Consider the following 17,079-nt stretch of genomic DNA (forward strand, 5'->3'; position numbering starts at 1 on the left):
GAAGAGTGAGTTGATCTGCAATTTACTCTTCGCTGCGTTCTAACACTTGCGTCAGCGGAAAATAACAACTGAAGCAACTGCCTTGCTGGGCATCACTGCGAATGTCTAGGCGGCCTTGATGGCGTAACATTACATGCTTGACGATGGCTAAGCCTAAGCCCGTGCCCCCGGTTTGGCTTGAGCGACTGGCATCCACCCGGTAAAAACGCTGAGTGAGAAAACCTAGGTGCTTGCTATCAATTCCCGGGCCGTTATCTTTTACCTCAAGGTAAGCACCGTCATGTTTTTGGTACCAATGCAGCTCAACAGTGCTGCCCGCTGGCGTGTATTTGACAGCATTAAATACGAGATTAGAAAAAGCGCTGCGCAACTCATTGAGGCAACCATGTATATAGAGACGCTGGTCAATGTCTAAAGTTATTTTGTGCTGGTTGTCAGATAAGGCCAGAGCATCCAAGCGGACTTTTTCTAACAATGCTGCAACATCAATGGGTGACGCTTGAGCTTTAAAATCACTGGTTTCTAGACGCGAGAGTGTCAGCAACTCGCTCACCAAGTGCTCCATGCGTGCAGACTGTTCACTCATTAAGGTTAAACCACGTTGCCACTGGGTGGGTAATTCTTCTGCATAATCACTGAAGGTTTCTAAATAGCCCGATAGCACTGTGAGCGGGGTGCGCAGCTCGTGTGACACATTGGCAACAAAATCTTGGCGCATGCGCTCTAAGCGCTGCATTTTAGTGCAATCACGTATCAGCAATAAGCGCTCGTTTTTACCAAATAGCGTGATGTGGTATTCAAGCAGTCGATCTTCACTGAGGTGCGAGGCTAGGACTAGCGGATCAAGATAGTTTTGACGCTCATAGTAGTCGACAAATTTAGGGTTGCGCAGCAAGTGGGTGATGGGCTGACCGCGGTCGCTGCTGGGTGAAAGTCCCAGCATGTGTTGTGCTGAGTGATTCCACCATTCCAAGTCACCTTTATGATCAATCATGACTACGCCATCGCGTAATGCTTGGCTGGAGTCTTGAATGCGCTCTAAGAGTGTTGTGAGTTGTTGTTGGTCGGCTTTTTGACGGCGCTGATAATGATAAATACCGTCAAAAACTTCGCCCCAGAGTTTGTGTGCTTCTGGTGGGGTTGTGCTGGGTTGCTGCAGCCAGCGAGCTAAACGCTGTAACTGCCAAAGGTGCCGTCCCAGCAGCAGTATTAGCATGCAAGCCGCGCCAAGGGCAGGCTTATCCCAATACCAGCCTAGGGCTGCGCCTGCTAGAGTGAGGCCGGTGATGCGCAGTATTTCTGTGCGTAAAAGGCGCTGCATAAGTAATGATAAACCTTGCTTGATTTATACTTTAGTTGAAAAACGGTAACCGGTACCGCGCACAGTCTGCACTAAATGCCGATGCTTTGCGCCTAAGGTGAGGCGCAGGCGTCGAATGTGGACATCAACGGTACGCTCTTCCACATAGACGTTACCGCCCCACACCTGATCCAGTAGCTGGCCGCGGGTATAGGCGCGTTCTGGGTGAGTCATAAAAAACTGCAGTAAGCGAAACTCAGTAGGGCCCATCTCCAGTGGTGTGCCGTCGGCACTGACGCGCTGGCTGCTAGGGTCTAGGCGCAAGCCTTCTATTGCAATGGCTTCATCAACGCCAGCTACAGCGGAGCGTCGTAGCACGGCTTTTAAACGGGCAATCAGCTCGCGGGGAGAAAAGGGCTTGGTGATATAGTCATCAGCACCGGCTTCCAGCCCCTGAATTTTATTGTCTTCTTCGCCCCGCGCCGTGAGCATGATAATGGGGATTTCTGCACTGATTGTCTCGCGCTTGAGGCGACGGGCTAACTCCAATCCGCTCACATCAGGCATCATCCAATCGAGCAAGATAATATCTGGTTGCTGATCAACAATGAGGGCGTGAGCAACTTGGGCGTTTTCTGCCTCTAAACATTGGTAGCCCGCCATTTGCAGCGCCACTGTAATCATCTCGCGAATAGGTGACTCATCATCAACGATGAGTACAGTCTTACCTGTCATACACTTGCCCTGTCGTTAACTGTGGAATATGTCATGCATATTACAACCTTTCATCATGACAATATGATGACAGGCATGTTGCGCTGTCTTTTTTGCCGAGTGAAATACTGCAGCAAGAGGTGAGCGGCAATTTTTACAGACTAAGGAAAAGCTAAGAAACTTTATGTTTTTTTGAACTGTTTCACAGATTACCAATCAGACTTGCACGAATGATTTTTAGAGCACCTGCAATGCCCATGGTTAAGTCTTTGCTACAACGTATCAACAATACACCCACTAAGTTATTTGCTGCTGCTTTCTCTGCCGCAGCGTTAACGCTTTCTGCTACGCAACTGTGGGCTGGACCGACACCTGCGGATTTATCAGAAAGTCCTTTTGCCTTAACCAGTCAGATGCTGGAAGAGTGGCAAGACGGTGATTTAATTGTATTTGTACGGCACTTGGAGCGCTGCAGTCGAGTGGATGCCGCATGTATGGATGATCAGGCAAGCGGCATTACTGAGCGTTCGACAGCAGTGGGCTTAGGTATGCGTGAGCAGTTTTCTAAGCTGGGCCTAGAAAAGACGGATATGTATAGCAGCCCCTTAACCCGTACCAGTCAAACCAGTTCGTTATTATTTGCTGAGCCGATTGCCAATCAAGATTTTTTATACCAATGCAACAAAGACTTTGTTAAAGATGCCATAGCAACGAAAACTCCAGGGCGTAATCTGGTGTTGGTTACCCATAGCAGCTGCATGGATGAGGTCAATGGGAGTTTAGCTTACGCTGAGGTTGACTATAACTACGGTGCTGCTGTGTTCTTAAATGTAGAGAGCACGACAAAGCAGGATATTATTGGTTTTATTGATAATGATGATTGGCTGCAAACTTTAACCCCGCGCTCTTAAGCCTAAACTGCTGCCGTTCAGTTAAAAAAGCCTCAAGGTGTAATTAATACACTTGAGGCTTTTTTTGTGTATGGCTGGCGCTGGGCTTGGGGCTTTTTGCTGGCGCATCCTTGCGTTTAGCCCATAGCTCTAAGACAGCACTGAGCCACTGATTTAATAACGAGCGTCTTTAGGCTTTTTACCTGTGGGCCAGTCATTAACTTTACCAGGGAAGTCAGGGCGCGGCTTGTGGGCAAAGAGCTCATTCATCCGGCATAATTTGGTAGGACGGATAAGGCATCGCAGGGTAGAGGGCGCTATTGTCTTTGCGCACACCGTGCTTGGTGGCGTTATTAAAATCGTCAAAAGTATAGTGACCAATACCGGTTTCTTTATCAGGGGTGATATTGGTTGAGTAGATGGCTCCCAGCGGGGTCAGCATTGGCAAACCACCGGCATAAGGCTCACCCTCAAGAGTGCTATGACAGGCAACGCAGTCAGCGGTGCGGGCAATATATTCACCACGTTTAATTCAGGATCGTTAATATCCACTTCTATGACACTGGTTGTAGTCCGCAGGCTTGGTAATGCTTGCGCTAAACTAAAAGCTAATGCTAGTCCCCCGACTCCTGCAATAACGATCGCTAATGACCATTTTTTCATGCGCCACACTCCATTTGGCAAAACTTGCCTTTATTTATGATTAGATTGGCACTTTGCTAAGCAGCACCATTTACAGTAATGAACCCTAGTGCGCTGACTGGTTCATAGCATTTTCTATATATCATAATTATATAAAGCGCTAATTAATAGTAATTAAAAATGAACTGGGTCTGTTTATCCTAGTTGGTCAATGCCGTGGAGGGTTAGACTTGTAGAGGCTGGTTTTTCGTGCTAGTTCAGCTTGTCAGTTGTGGCTGCTTAAGAGGATAAACAAGTGAGCCTGCGGGGTGAGATTACTAAGCCCCATGCATTAAGCGAGCATAGGACTATTGCAGATAGCAACAAGGTTATTTATTTTGCTGGATTTTAATCGCCGGTGTCGTCTGTAGCTTGCCTTCAGCAGCAACCAACTCTCGTCCTTGGCTGCGCATAATAAAGCCCACTGGTCGCGTATTAGCTTTTTTACTGATAACCAATTCCAGTAAGTCACCTTTTATTAAGGCGTTTTTAAGCTGTGCTTCTTCACCGTCAATCCAAGCTTTACCTGAGAGCTGCTGGTACTTTTGCTTGAGTTCAACTCGGTAGGTTTCGCCGCTGCTTGTTTGCCACTGCCAAGTACCAGCAACCTTAGCTGGCACAATCCATTTGTAAATATTGATACTGCCGCAGCTTTGGCGCTGATCGGGCTTCCAATCACCCATATCAAAGGCGTGGGAAACAATGCGGGTGCCAGGGCGCAACTCGTCAAGTAAACGGGGTCTGAGCTGTACATTGACTAGGTCGAGTAGGTAAAGGGTAACGACTGTGGCTTGGCTAAAGTCGGCTTCCAGTAAATCACCTTCAAAGAAATTGACTAAGTACTCAACCCCAGTATGGCCAGCGTACTCAATTGCTTCGGTGATGCGCATGGGGTCCATATCTATACCGACACCGCGGGTGTTGCGCTCTAATGCTGCGGCAACAACAATACGACCATCGCCGCAACCGAGATCGTAAAGGGTGTCTTGGCTGGTGACCTCGGCCAAATCAAGCATGGCATGGACTATTTTTTCATCGGTGGGTACATAGGGTACATCTAAAATAATATCCGGCTCATCCATCGAGTAGTCATCAAAATTGAGGTCGCGATAATCAGAGTCAAATAAGGAGTCATCCCCTTGTTCGTAATCTAAGTCTCTCAGTTCATCGATCAATTCATCATCGTGATCAAACGCTAGGTCTTTGTACAAGGCAGGCACCTATGAAATGTAAAAATAGCTGTGTTGGTCAGCAATATACTATCACTGCACTGCTGGGTTGATAAAATGATCGCCCAATAAGCCTGCTCCCAGATGACCTGTTTTTACATAGATCAAGGCACCTTGTGCTTGGGTAAAGGGGCGGTGGCTGCTGTATCTGGGGTTTCTGAGCCAGCTCCCAGCTGGGTATTGGCCAAACTCATCGCAGAACACGCCTTCCAGTACTAATATTTCTTCACCACCGGGGTGGGTGTGTGGATTGAATTGGGTATTTGCCGCCCAGCGCACCAAGGCTGTGTTGACCCCATCGTGCTCATGCAGTGGTAGCACGGATAAACCCGCCACCAAGCCTGGCAACCACTTGGCTTGCTGGGTGTTGAGAGCGAGCTGAGTATTATCGCCAGCGGCAAACTGCCAGAGCTTGACCAGTAAAGTGCAACCTTCTTTAGAGAAGGGCTGATGGGCGGTGCCAGGCGGGTTACGCAGGTAAGTTCCTGTGGGGTAATCGCCATGCTCATCGGAGAAAATGCCGTCTAATACGAGGATTTCTTCGCCACCGTTGTGGGTATGGGCGCTATAACCGCTGCCGGCGGCATAGCGCACAATACTGGTGGCCCGTGCAACTTCATTGCCAGCGCGCTCCAGCATCATGCGGCTGACGCCCGCCAAAGGTGAGTCAATAAAGGCATATTGATCGGGAAGAATGACGATACGTTGACTGAAGTCGCTATTGAGTTGCATGAGTTTTGTCTTACATCATAAAGTGGTTGAAGCACAGTTTATTGCCGTCCGCATCTTTGACATAGGCGCCATAGAATGCGTTAGGGATACGCTCACCCGGCGCACCATCACAGCTGGCCCCTAGGGCAATGGCTTTATTGTACATGGCATCAACCTCTGCTTTGCCTTTTTGTGCAAATGCCACCATGGTGCCGTTACCGGCAGATGCAGGTTCTTGGTTGAATGGAGTGCATACCGCAAGCATTGGTGCGGCCATGCTTTTGCCTATAAAACTGATGCGTTCGCCGTCTAGCAATACTTTAGCGCCCTCATCGGCGAAGAGTTCGCTATAAAACTTTTTTGCTGCAGCTAAATCACTGACACCTAACGTTACGTAACTGATCATATTTACTTCCTCATTTAAATTTGAGCGAGTGCAAAGTAGCACTATGCAGTATTTGACACTGAACTAATATAGCTTGAATTTGGCTTTAAAAAATACCGATTGATAGATTATGTTTTGCAATTGTTAAAGCAAAGAAGTAATGTCGAATAGCCACACTAATAGTAATGTTTTGATAATAGTTACGAGGGCGATCATATGACAAAATCTAAACCAAGCGTTCTCATTCTTGGCGGCAACTTTGCTGGGCTTGGGGCTGCACAAAAAATACGTGACTATGTGAAAGATAAAGTAGATATCACTGTTGTAGACCGTAAGGCATACCTTGATTACATTCCAAATATACCCTTAGAAATATTTGAGGGGCGTGACCCAGCTGTGACCATGCATATGGAGCTTGTGAGTACTTTGGCCCGTGATTATGTGACCTTTCGCCAAGCTGAAATTATGAGTATTGATCTGGAAAATCGTACTGTGGAGGTGCAGCCCAATGAGCGGGCTGGATCGCCGAGTTATAAGATCAGTTATGACTATTTAGTCGTAGCTGTTGGAGCAGAATTGGCTCTGCGGGATATTGAGGGTTTTGCCGAGCATGGCCATACGGTTACCGATGCATTTCACGCCAATAAACTCATTGACTACTTAAACAATGACTATAAGGGCGGTCCAATTGCGGTGGGATCTGCTCGGTTTAAGCAAGGAACACGGGGGCGTCCAGACTGGCTACCAACAGCAGCTGCAGCTTGTGAAGGCCCGCCGGTAGAAGTTTCCTTAGCGCTTGCGCATTGGCTGCAAGAAAATAACAAAGGTGGCCCAGAAAATATCACCATGTTTACTCCAGGTAAATTGATTGCTGAGGATGCTGGTGAGAAAGTTGTGGGACAGCTCTTGGAAGCAGCGTCATCGATGGGGTTTAAGTACATCAATCAGGTTGAGGATATTCAACGTCTCACTGCTGAAGGCATTGAATTTGCTAACGGTCAGAAACTCGAGACTGAACTGAATATTGTCTTCCCGAATTGGAAGCCGCACGCCTTTCTTCAAGGTTTACCTATATCTGATGAGGTTGGCTTTGTTGTTACGGATATGCGGATGCGCAACCCTGACTATCCAGAAGTCTTTGCTTGCGGTGATGCAGCAGCGCTTACTGTGCCTAAACTGGGGGCGATTGGTCACCAAGAAGCTGAAATTGTTGCCCGACAGATTGCTAAAGAAGTTGGCATGATGGAAGCTGAAAAAGCTGATGCACCCTGGATGCCAGAAGTTGTCTGTATCGGTGATATGGGCGGTGGTAAAGCGTTTTATATCCACGCCACTTCATGGTTTGGTGGTGATATTCAAGAGCTGCGAATGGGGCATTTGCCGTATGCACAGAAGTTGGCATACAAAGAAATGTTCTTCCGCAATCACGGCCGCGTACCCAACTGGGGCCTGCCATTAGCGAAGTGGAGTGCTGAAAATATCAAGGTCTAACTGTTGTTGAGTAAAGCAATGCTGTAATTATCTAGCTGCTTTATTGCAGCTGTTAATGGACAGCTTCAACTCAATATATGCAATGCAGTTAACACTACAATAAAATACTTCTGCGTGCCTGAGGCTGCAAGCACTGTGTGCTTGCAGCCTCACTTTTTGTTTTTAACAACTTATTGTGTATGCGAAGCTATGCTTTGGCTCAAGATGCCGTGTTGGCTTGTAGGGTAAAGCTGATCTGGCTGACCTTTAAATAATTGAGCATGCGCGCCAGCATCTGGCCGGTTATAAGCTACCTAAGCGTATTGTATTCAGTAAAACCTTACCGAAAAGCACTGCAGGAAAAATTTTAAAACGTCTACTGCGTGAGGAGCTGCAAGCATGAATGAGCACAATGACACTACTGAGCTATTCTACGAAATGATTTGCCGCTTTTTAGCGCAAGAAGCTGACCCACATTACGACGCTTGGGAAGCGGCAGGGCAAATACCACGAGATTTTTGGTTGAAGCTGGGCGCGGCAGGCATGCTTGCCATTGATCTGGCCGAAGAATATGGCGGCACGGGCGCAGACTTTGGTATTACTCAGTTGGTGCTTGAAGAAATCTCTCGCCGTGGTTTTGGAGGCTTGGCCAGCGCCTATAATATCCACGCCAATATTGTGATTCCTTATGTCGAGCATCTGGCCAGCGCCGCGCAAAAGCAGCAGTGGTTACCGCGCATGGCCACCGGTGAGGTGATGAGCGCCATCGCCATGACCGAACCGGGCGCAGGCAGTGATTTAGCCAATATAAAAACCCGCGCCGTACCCGTCGCCGATGGCTGGCAACTGAATGGCTCAAAGATCTTTATTACCAACGGCATGATCGCCGATATGGTGATTGTCTGCGCTAAAACTGACCCTGCGGCTGGCGCTAAAGGGGTGTCGCTGTTTTTAGTGGATAGCGCTTTGCCAGGCTTTTCGCGCGGTAAAGCCATTCAAAAAATCGGCCAGCATGCCAGTGATACCGCCGAGTTGTTTTTCCAAGATATGTTGTTGCCTGCTGATGCGTTGTTGGGCGAGGAGGGCGCAGGTTTTGCCTATTTGATGCAGGAGTTGCCCCGTGAGCGACTGGGTGTTGGCGCACAAGCACTGGGTGCCATGGAAGGTGCATTGGCGCTGACCCTCGACTATGTCAAACAGCGCACAGCATTTGGCCAGAGCATTGCCAGTTTTCAAAACACTCGCTTTAAATTAGCTGAAGTGCGCGCGCAAATTGATATGGGCCGTGCGTACTTTAATCATTGCGTGGCTTTATACCGTCAGCAGAAAATGAGCAGTGCTGATGCTGCGGTACTTAAACTGCAGTTAACTGAAATGCAGTGCAAAACCATTGATGAGTGTTTGCAGCTGTTTGGTGGCTATGGGTACACTTTGGAATATCCAATTTCACGTTTTTATGTGGATGCGCGGGTGCAAACCATTTATGCGGGGACTTCGGAAATTATGAAAGAAGTGATTGCTCGCTCAATGCTTGGTAAATAACTCATTATAAGGATTACGCATGAAATTTAATTCGGTGGTGATTGTTGACGGTGTACGTACTGCCATTGGCGGTTTTTCTGGTAGTTTATCTGGCTTAACACCAGAGCAAATGGGGACTGCCACAGCGCAAGAAGTGATTAAACGCAGCGGTGTTGATGCCAAGCAGATTGATCATGCAGTTTATGGGCATATTATTCCTACAGCCGCGCAAGACTCTTACCTAGCGCGGCATATTGCGCTCAATTCAGGCTTAGATGAAAGCTCGGCGGCTTTTAATGTCAGTCGCTTATGCGGCTCAGGGCTACAAGCGATTATTTCTGCGGCGCAAATGATTGAAAGTGGTGACAGTAAGCTGGCACTGGCCGGTGGTGCTGAGTCCATGAGCCAAGGCGGCTATTTGTTGCCTAAGGTGCGCTCAGGTTTACGCATGGGGCATAGTACGGTGCAAGATTTAACCTTAGGGACTTTAAGCGACCCTTTTGGTACTGGACATATGGGGATTACTGCAGAAAATATTGCAGAAAAATATGGCTTTACCCGTGAGCAGTTGGACGAGTTCTCGTTAGCCAGCCATCAAAAAGCGGCTGCAGCTACGGCAGAAGGTCGTTTTGTTGAGCAAATTGTGCCCGTTGCGGTGCGTAAAGGCCGTGAAGAAGTGCAGTTTGCCACCGATGAGCATGTGCGCGAGCACGTATCGTTAGAGGATTTAGCCAAGCTCAAACCGGCCTTTAAGAAAGATGGTTTAGTCACCGCAGGCAATGCTTCCGGTATTAATGATGGCGCTGCTTCGTTGCTGTTGGCAGATGAGAAGACTGCCGCTGAGTTGGGCTTAAAGGTGCGTGCGCGTCTGGTAGCGAATGCTTTTGCTGGTGTGGATCCGAAATTTATGGGCTTGGGCCCAGTTGCCGCAGTGCCTAAGGCGTTAGCGCAAGCGGGGTTAAGCATTGCCGATATGGACGTGATTGAGTCCAACGAAGCCTTTGCTGCGCAAGCAATGGCCGTGGCGCAAGAGCTAGGCTTTCCTGCTGAAAAAGTGAATCCTAACGGCGGTGCAGTCGGTATGGGGCATCCAGTGGGCGCAACCGGTGCGATTTTAACTGTGAAAGCCCTGTATGAGCTGGAGCGCACCGGTGGCCGTTATGGTTTGATCACCTTATGCATCGGTGGTGGTCAGGGCATTGCTTTGATTATTGAGCGTGTTGGTTAAGTAAACGCTGAATAATTACCTGCGTTATCAAGATGTTGTTATTACGCAGTGCTTGCTGCTCAACAGGCCAGTATCCTCGATTTTCTGTAGGGGCTGGCCTGTTTTGTTAGATAAAGCAGATACTTTAGGTGTCTCTGTTAAAATGCTGATCCAGACAAGACTATTCACGTTTACTGTGCGCATCCCCAGGTTGCGGTGAGCACAGCTGGATAGCTGTCAATTGGTAATATTCAGCAGCAGCGAGAGCCCAATGATTTTTTTACCCCTGTACCGCACAGTAGCTCAGCGTTTATCTGATGGTGAGTTGCCTGAGTTTTTCAGTTCAGCCTCTGTGCCGCAATTGGCTGCTGTGTTGTTTATTCAAAATGCCGAAAAGCTGGCGCAACAGCAGGCACCGCTAGCATCCATGCAGCGACAATTGGCACACATTATCAGCACAGGCAATCAAGCTAACCTAGGTTTGCCACAGACCTTTCAAAGCTTGGTGGCTGAACGTTTTAGTGCGCAGCAGTTTGCACAAGGTTTGTCGCACTTGGCGAGTCTTAAAGTAAGCTTGCTAGATGATGATCATCCCGCTGAGCCAGAGCGCTACTTGGATGCTGATGCGGAGTGGCTCTTTTCTTTTAGCGCTGAGTATCAACGCGAAGTGATGCCACTGCAGAAAATTTATTTTGATGAGTATCAGGCTGAATTATCGGTGACTGATCCGCAAAATAGAGCTTTGCGTGAGTTCTTAGCAGCGCCTGATGAGTCCTTTAATGTGCAGGGTTATGCTGGCTCTGGTAAAACCCATTTGATCAGTCGTTTTACTGAACTGCTAGAACCTAAGCGCACTTTGCTCTTGGCGCAAACCTATGGGCAGCTGCAAGCACTACAGGCTCGGGCCGGTGAGCACTTCCCAGCCATGACCTTTGCTCAAGCTGTAGGGTTGGTGCTGGACAGTAATTTATTGGCCAATAGCTGGCGTTTAAAAGATAAAAGTCGTGGGCAATACACTTGGCAAGTCAGTCATGTACAGGTGGCGCAGTGGCTGGGCTTGCCATCGATTGGTTATTTATCACCGGAACAAATTGCCAGTATTTGTGCGCGTACTGTGGCCAGTTACTGCAATACAACAGCGCAAGACATTGCGGTTGAGCATCTACCCGCAGGTGTCGCCAGTAGCTTAGTGGCGTTGGATGTTGCGGTTTTGTTAGAGATGGTTGAGCGTTATTGGTCTGAGCTTAATCAGCCGTCAGAGCCACATATACGTCTGCCAATTCGTGGCTATCATCGGATCAAGCTGATGTCGCTCACAGCAGAGGTTTTAGATACGCAATACAGTCACATTATTGTGGATGAAGCCCATGATATACCGCGGCCCATGCTACAAATACTAGATCGCAGTCCTCATGCGGTGATTACTTTAAGTGATGAGCTGCAAAACCTAAGTGGTATGGCGCCAGAGCGTAATACTTTAATTCGGCAGCGCTATATTACCCAGTCGATCCGCTTGGGGAAACAAGTAGAAAACCTGATTAACCCGTTGATTCAAGCGCATCCAGGCAGTAGCAAAGAGCTGTTTGCTGGGCGGGCCGACCATTGCACTAACCTACAGCATTACCGAGGCTGGCAGATACCACAGCAAGCAACCACTATTATTGTGGCTGATGAGTTTGATTTGTTTGCTTGGTTTCAGCGCCTTAGTCATGCGGGGGCATCGTTTCGTTTATCACGCTCGACCTTCAAAGACTTTATGACTTTTGCCCAAGACTGTATTGAGCTATATAGCCATGGCACACGGCCGCGGCACGGTTTAATTTTTCGTTACGCCAGTTGGGATGCTTTAAGTGTAGCAATGGCCACTAACCCATCGTTTCAAGCGGTGGAGCGTATGTTGCAAAAAGGCTATTCACAGGCAGATTTTCAAACAGCGGTGGACCGCCATATGCGCAAAGGCAACGGTAAAATAACCTTGGCAAGAGTCAGTGACACTAAAAACATGGAGTTTTCCAGTGTTTATTTATCTAAAGATTTGCTGATTACCCCCACTGCCTACGATAACCAAGACAGTCGCGCACGTTTATTTTCCAGCCTGTACACTGCTTGTACCCGTGCACAGCATGAGCTGATTGTTCCAGATGGGTTTTCTGACTGGATAGCTGATGCGATAAAGTAGCATTGAGCTGCTTGGGCACGCAAAAAAGGAGTGCCAACTCATGTCAGATTTAACTACGCTAGCAACTTTTTTCGGCTGGAGTACGGTCTTAAATATAGGTTTGTTGGTTTTTGCCGCTTTTGTTTTAGTGGTATTTAACGCGCAAGTGAAAACATTGCATGTAAAGTATATAACCCTCGATACTGCAGATTTAAATACTCTCTATTTTAGCTTTTTAGGTCGTTATAAGTTAGCTATTATAATGCTCAATCTAGTGCCGTACTGGGCTTTGAAGATAATGCTTTAATGTTTTTCATATTATGCGATTTGCATATATTATTTTTATAATTAAAAGGCCCGCTGCATGAGTGATGCATCGGGCCGTTTTGCTTATGAGTTATAAGCTATATTAGAGACTAATGTAAAAGTCTTCTTTAGAAGGCTAAACCAACTTTTACACCAAACTCATCATTCTTCAACTTGGTGTTGCTGATATCGCGTTTATCTTTCAGTTGGTAGTTGGTTTTATTGTAGTAGAGACCAGCGGTCAGTGGCAGGTCGTTATAACCTTTATCCCACATAAAGTTTAATTCTGCATAAGGGTTGTATTTGTCTTTTAAATCTACTGTAGTGCTGCCTAAATGCTGAACTTTAACTTTTGTTTCAGAGTTAATGTTGTAGCGTGTGCCAATTTCTAAGCGGGTAAGTACAGTGTCACCTTTATGGTTGAAACCTACGCCAGCTTTAGCAAAGGGTGACTTGGTGGTGAAGCGCACATCGTTACCCTTAGTGTCGTCAACTTTACTGTAGCGGTAACCAGCACCTACGATACCATCAATATAGTTACGGTTACCTAAATCCAGACGATAACCAACATCTGCTTCGGCCACAGCTTGTTTGTCTTTGACGTCACTTTTCTTACCGTATTTAGCTTCAATACCAGCTTGGTAAATTAAGCCTTCAGTACCCGTCATTTTATTACCGTAGTTGTAATAAATACCGGCTTTAGGCATACGTTGTTTGTTATTATCTAGCGCGTTTATATCAGATGACAGCTTGTATTTGTTATGGCTACCAGTGATACCTACGTTAGAAACAGGATCTGCTGCTTGCAGGGCAAAGGGTGTTAATAAAAAACCTGCGGTGGTAGCGCTAATTAATAATTTCTTACTGAACATAATATACTCCAGTTATTGTATTGCTTACTATATATGAACAGGCTTTGGGCATAAGGTTCAATTTTTTTAGAATGATTTTCTTCGAAGCTCTGGATGTGCTGCTTATAAGGTGGAGTGGGATGGGGTTACGGCTGAGTGAGCGGCGCTATATCTTATGCGTATATAGCGCAGCAAATATTTGTTTAGCGGGTTATATGAGGGTAGGGGATATATTCTTGGTTGTCCGTTGGGATCTTAGCAAATTGCTGGTCAATCCACTGCTGACGAGCCTGCTTGACCCGCTCAATGCGGCTGGAAACAAAATTCCAGTCCATATAGCGGTGGCCAATGTCATCACCCCCAATTAACACCACTTGGCTGTCAGATTTGGCCGTGATAGTGATTTCTTGCTCAGCGGCCAATACCGCTAATGTCTCTGCGCTAACGGTTGAGTCTTGGATGTTGATCTCGCCTGTGACCACATACAAGCCGCGCATAGCCGCCTGAGCTAGAGTTAAGGGCTGGCCGGCTCTAAGTCGTGCTTCAAGGTATAAGGTTGGGCTAAAGGTTTTTACTGGGGAGGTAACGCCATAAGCGCTACCCATTAACACGCGCACCGCTACACCAGCCACATCAACACTGGGAATTTGCTCGGTATTGTAATGATAGAAAGCTGGCGCGGTCTCCTCACCAGCAGCTGGCAACGCGAGCCATAACTGGAAACCATGGATGCAGTGTGGCTGGCTTTTGACTTCAGCAGATTGCCGTTCAGAATGGACAATGCCTGAGCCAGCGACCATCAAGTTTAAGTCCCCAGGGCGAATCTTTTGCACACTGCCCACAGAGTCTTGATGGAGCATCTCGCCTTCAAGCAAATAGGTCACAGTGGCTATATTGATATGCGGGTGCGGCATTACATTCACTCCATCACCTGCAGGAAAGTATGCTGGACCCATATGATCAAAGAAAACCCAAGGGCCAATTCGGCGCGCGCCTCGACTCGGGACACTGCGCCGTACGGTGAAGCCCCCAAGTTCTTGTTCTTTAGGCTGCAGCAACAGTTCTATGGCTGCGTCGCCGGCCTTGGTGGTACAGGGCAGATCGGTGTTGTGGCTCTGATTACTCATAATAATACTCTCTGCTGGATTGCTGGTGACCAATGGCGGTTCAATGCAAGTGTCACCCAGAGTCTATTGATGTGCAAAGGTTGGCAGGCCAAATGTTGAAGCAAGGCCAAAAAGATGGGCTGGCTGGCGTGAGCTAAACGGACTGGCCTGCGCATTTGTGCGAGCATAGGATATATTGTTGTTTTGTATAGTATTTTGGAGGGCGATGTTATGCCAGATACATCACAGGTTTTAGCGCAGGCACATTTTGCCCAAGCTGCTGAGCGTTTTGAGCACAGTCCTATTTCTCAGCAGCTAGCACAGTTAAGCGAGAGATTTTTTCCTTTATTGACGCTGGATAAAAGCCAGCACTGGTTAGATTTCGGTGCGGGAACAGGTGCGTTGAGTGTGCCTTTGGCCGACCAGGTGGGGCAGGTGACCGCATTGGATACTTCGGCTGCGATGCTGGCCAAACTGGCTGCGAAAAATGTGCCGAATATCAGCACTCTCGAACATGATATTTTTTGCGGCTTAAGTGAAAGCTATGCAGGAGTTGTCAGCAGCATGGCCCTGCACCATGTGGCTGATATTCCTAAGTTGCTGAGTTGTATGCGGCAATGCTTAATAGAAAATGGTCAGTTGGCCATTGTTGACTTGTACAGCGAAGATGGCAGTTTCCACGGTGATAATGCGGCCAAAGGGGTTGTGCATTTAGGTTTTGATCCGCAGCAGTTATTAGAAGCTGCGGCGCAGGCTGGTTTTAAAGACTTGAGTTATCGTGAAATTTTTTCGATAGCGCATAAAAATGGCCGCAATTACCCGCTGTTTATCTTGTTAGGGCGGGCTTCAGGGACTGGCGCTTAGACTGTGACAGTGTCGTTACTGGAAACTATGGCAACTAAATACTGCAAGCTGGCCTCAGTAGCTGGGGCCAGCGTGTTCAAGGCTTTAACAGTTACTGTGAGCATGCCACGGCTGTCACGTTCGATAAAACCTAGCTCTTCCAATTTGTGGACTTTGCGCCGCACAGTTTCGCGTGCAATACCGCTGCACTCCACCACTGACTGAATGTTTATTGGTTGGTCAGCACGCTTTTTATTGTGATCATTTATAAACTGCTGGTAGCTCATACTTGAGCTTTGTCGAGCCGGTAGGGCCCGTGAACTGATAATGGCTAAAATCAACATTAAATCGAGGTCGCCAAAAAATTGCTGGCGTAGCGCTATCAGTAACTCACACAGCGCTTCGACATGGGCGGGAAAAATATGCCCGAAGTTGTAGGTGATCTTTTCGTAACTCAATGGCATGGCGATATTGCTTCCTACTCGGCTGGCTAAAAGCAGATTGTTGTGGCGATGATACCCATTTTGGGTATGAAGTGCGTTGCTTAGTGCTGTGGCTTCAGTGATTATGTAGGGCTGTTTTATTCTGGCACTAATCTATCTAGGGCAACCAGTGCCTAAATCAGGAGTAAAGGTTGATGAAGCGTATTGGCTGGTTGTTAAGTGCCATGGTGCTCGCCGCGTTAAGTGGATGCAGTGACGGAGATGCTGTTACTGAGCCGGTTGAGGTGTCGCGGCCTGTGCCCATGATGGTAGTGGGAAGCTCTGATAAAACTTCAAGTTTGCGTTTTCCCGGTCGAGTGCGTGCTGCTCAGCGTGCTGATTTAGCCTTTAATGTGCCTGGGCGAATTGTTCAATTGCCTGCAGAAGAAGGGCAGCTCATTGAGAAGGGCCAGTTAGTTGCGCAGCTAGACGATGCCAACTATAAAATTCAAATGCGTTCGGCGTTGGCTCAATACAATAAGGCGCGCACCGATTATCAGCGAGTTGATCAGTTGTGGCAGCGCAGCCAAGTGATTGCCAAAGCTGAAGTGGATAAGCAGCGCACCGCTATGGATGTGGCTCAAGCAGACTACGCTCTGGCTAAAAAAGATTTTGATGACACCCGTTTGCTTGCACCTTTTACTGGTGTGGTGACTAAGCGTTATGTGGAAAACTTTAGCAATGTGCAAGATAAAGAAGCCATTGTGAGCCTGCAAGATCTGAATAATCTCGAAATTGTTATTAACGTGCCTGAGCGCATTGTCCGTAATACGCCAAAACAGGTGGCCGGTTATGCCGTCTTTGCGGATCAGCCCGAGTTGTTATTGCCGGTGACTTTAAAATCATTCTCCTCTGACAGTGATCAGCAAACGCAAAGCTATGAGGTGGTGCTGACGCTCAAACCCGGTTATGAAATTACAGTTTTGCCAGGAATGTCTGTGGATGTGATCCCGCAACAAGAGCTTCAGGCTGTCGGAAATGGACCGGTGCGAGTGCCATTGCAAGCTGTTTTCTCGAATGCTGATGGTGTCACAGGGGTCTGGGTGTTTGATCCAGACAGTTCGCGGGTCGCTTTCCAGACGGTTAAATTAGGTGATGTGTTAAATACTGATGTGGTTGTTGAAAGTGGCTTGGCAGGTGGTGAAACAATTGTAACCGCCGGAGTCAGTCAGCTACGTGATGCAATGTTGGTCAGATCTCTGTAAGCAGAGCAGCGAATAAATAT

General features: G+C 47.6%; 17 protein-coding genes and 1 pseudogene. 8 read left to right on the top strand and 10 right to left on the bottom strand.

Features of this window, described 5'->3' with window-relative positions:
* Positions 1-22: 22 nt before the first annotated feature.
* Both phoR and phoB read right to left on the bottom strand, forming a co-directional pair.
* Positions 23-1,321, bottom strand: a complete 1,299-nt coding sequence (gene phoR / locus O6P33_RS07780; RefSeq protein ID WP_269817221.1) for a phosphate regulon sensor histidine kinase PhoR — start codon at positions 1,319-1,321, stop codon at positions 23-25.
* 24 nt (positions 1,322-1,345) lie between these two features.
* Positions 1,346-2,035 carry a phosphate regulon transcriptional regulator PhoB gene (gene phoB, locus O6P33_RS07785; protein WP_269817222.1) on the bottom strand — a complete coding sequence of 230 codons (690 nt, stop codon included), beginning with the start codon at positions 2,033-2,035 and terminating at the stop codon, positions 1,346-1,348.
* 230 nt (positions 2,036-2,265) lie between these two features.
* On the opposite strand from phoB, the gene O6P33_RS07790 reads away from it, so the two are divergent.
* Positions 2,266-2,925: a histidine phosphatase family protein gene (locus O6P33_RS07790; RefSeq protein WP_269817223.1), complete on the top strand. Its 660-nt coding sequence runs from the start codon at positions 2,266-2,268 to the stop codon at positions 2,923-2,925.
* A 262-nt stretch (positions 2,926-3,187) separates the two neighbouring features.
* Here the strand turns inward: O6P33_RS07790 and O6P33_RS07795 are convergent.
* From O6P33_RS07795 to O6P33_RS07815, 5 genes and pseudogenes are all read right to left on the bottom strand, one after another.
* Positions 3,188-3,436: pseudogene (locus O6P33_RS07795) on the bottom strand (alcohol dehydrogenase); the annotation flags it as partial.
* Positions 3,340-3,567, bottom strand: a complete 228-nt coding sequence (locus O6P33_RS07800; RefSeq protein ID WP_269817224.1) for a hypothetical protein — start codon at positions 3,565-3,567, stop codon at positions 3,340-3,342. The gene O6P33_RS07800 and the pseudogene O6P33_RS07795, both read right to left, overlap by 97 nt.
* Positions 3,568-3,914: 347 nt before the next feature.
* A complete protein-coding gene (locus O6P33_RS07805) occupies positions 3,915-4,796 on the bottom strand; it encodes a class I SAM-dependent methyltransferase (protein ID WP_269817225.1) in 882 nt (293 codons plus the stop codon).
* Positions 4,797-4,847: 51 nt separating this feature from the next.
* Complete coding sequence (locus O6P33_RS07810) at positions 4,848-5,546, bottom strand: cupin domain-containing protein (RefSeq protein WP_269817226.1); 699 nt, start codon at positions 5,544-5,546, stop codon at positions 4,848-4,850.
* 10 nt (positions 5,547-5,556) lie between these two features.
* Positions 5,557-5,931, bottom strand: a complete 375-nt coding sequence (locus tag O6P33_RS07815; RefSeq protein ID WP_269817227.1) for a VOC family protein — start codon at positions 5,929-5,931, stop codon at positions 5,557-5,559.
* Positions 5,932-6,126: 195 nt separating this feature from the next.
* Here O6P33_RS07815 and O6P33_RS07820 point away from each other — a divergent pair, with 195 nt between their 5' ends.
* From O6P33_RS07820 to O6P33_RS07840, 5 genes are all read left to right on the top strand, one after another.
* Positions 6,127-7,401, top strand: a complete 1,275-nt coding sequence (locus O6P33_RS07820) for an NAD(P)/FAD-dependent oxidoreductase (protein WP_269817228.1) — start codon at positions 6,127-6,129, stop codon at positions 7,399-7,401.
* Positions 7,402-7,779: 378 nt separating this feature from the next.
* Positions 7,780-8,922 (top strand): acyl-CoA dehydrogenase family protein, encoded by a 1,143-nt coding sequence (locus O6P33_RS07825; RefSeq protein ID WP_269817229.1) that lies wholly within the window; start codon positions 7,780-7,782, stop codon positions 8,920-8,922.
* Positions 8,923-8,941: 19 nt separating this feature from the next.
* Positions 8,942-10,129, top strand: coding sequence for a beta-ketothiolase BktB (bktB, locus tag O6P33_RS07830; protein ID WP_269817230.1), 1,188 nt, complete (start codon positions 8,942-8,944; stop codon positions 10,127-10,129).
* A 250-nt stretch (positions 10,130-10,379) separates the two neighbouring features.
* Positions 10,380-12,287, top strand: a complete 1,908-nt coding sequence (locus tag O6P33_RS07835; RefSeq protein WP_269817231.1) for an AAA family ATPase — start codon at positions 10,380-10,382, stop codon at positions 12,285-12,287.
* A gap of 40 nt (positions 12,288-12,327) precedes the next feature.
* The gene (locus tag O6P33_RS07840) at positions 12,328-12,573 is read left to right on the top strand and encodes a DUF6868 family protein (RefSeq protein WP_269817232.1); all 246 of its coding nucleotides are present in this window, start codon (positions 12,328-12,330) and stop codon (positions 12,571-12,573) included.
* A gap of 127 nt (positions 12,574-12,700) precedes the next feature.
* On the opposite strand, the gene O6P33_RS07845 is transcribed toward O6P33_RS07840, so the two are convergent.
* Positions 12,701-13,444, bottom strand: a complete 744-nt coding sequence (locus tag O6P33_RS07845) for an outer membrane beta-barrel protein (protein WP_269817233.1) — start codon at positions 13,442-13,444, stop codon at positions 12,701-12,703.
* Between the two features lie 182 nt (positions 13,445-13,626).
* Entirely contained in the window at positions 13,627-14,550 is a 924-nt protein-coding gene (locus O6P33_RS07850; protein ID WP_269817234.1) for a pirin family protein, read from the bottom strand.
* A gap of 210 nt (positions 14,551-14,760) precedes the next feature.
* Here O6P33_RS07850 and O6P33_RS07855 point away from each other — a divergent pair, with 210 nt between their 5' ends.
* On the top strand, positions 14,761-15,393 hold the full coding sequence (locus O6P33_RS07855) for a class I SAM-dependent methyltransferase (protein ID WP_269817235.1): 633 nt from the start codon (positions 14,761-14,763) through the stop codon (positions 15,391-15,393).
* Here O6P33_RS07855 and O6P33_RS07860 read toward each other — a convergent pair.
* Entirely contained in the window at positions 15,390-15,836 is a 447-nt protein-coding gene (locus O6P33_RS07860; protein WP_269817236.1) for a hypothetical protein, read from the bottom strand. The two genes, O6P33_RS07855 and O6P33_RS07860, sit on opposite strands and share 4 nt — an antisense overlap.
* Positions 15,837-16,009: 173 nt before the next feature.
* Here O6P33_RS07860 and O6P33_RS07865 point away from each other — a divergent pair, with 173 nt between their 5' ends.
* On the top strand, positions 16,010-17,059 hold the full coding sequence (locus O6P33_RS07865; protein ID WP_269817237.1) for an efflux RND transporter periplasmic adaptor subunit: 1,050 nt from the start codon (positions 16,010-16,012) through the stop codon (positions 17,057-17,059).
* Positions 17,060-17,079 lie beyond the last annotated feature (20 nt).

The sequence above is a fragment of the Denitrificimonas caeni genome (genome assembly GCF_027498055.1).
Lineage (GTDB): Bacteria > Pseudomonadota > Gammaproteobacteria > Pseudomonadales > Pseudomonadaceae > Denitrificimonas.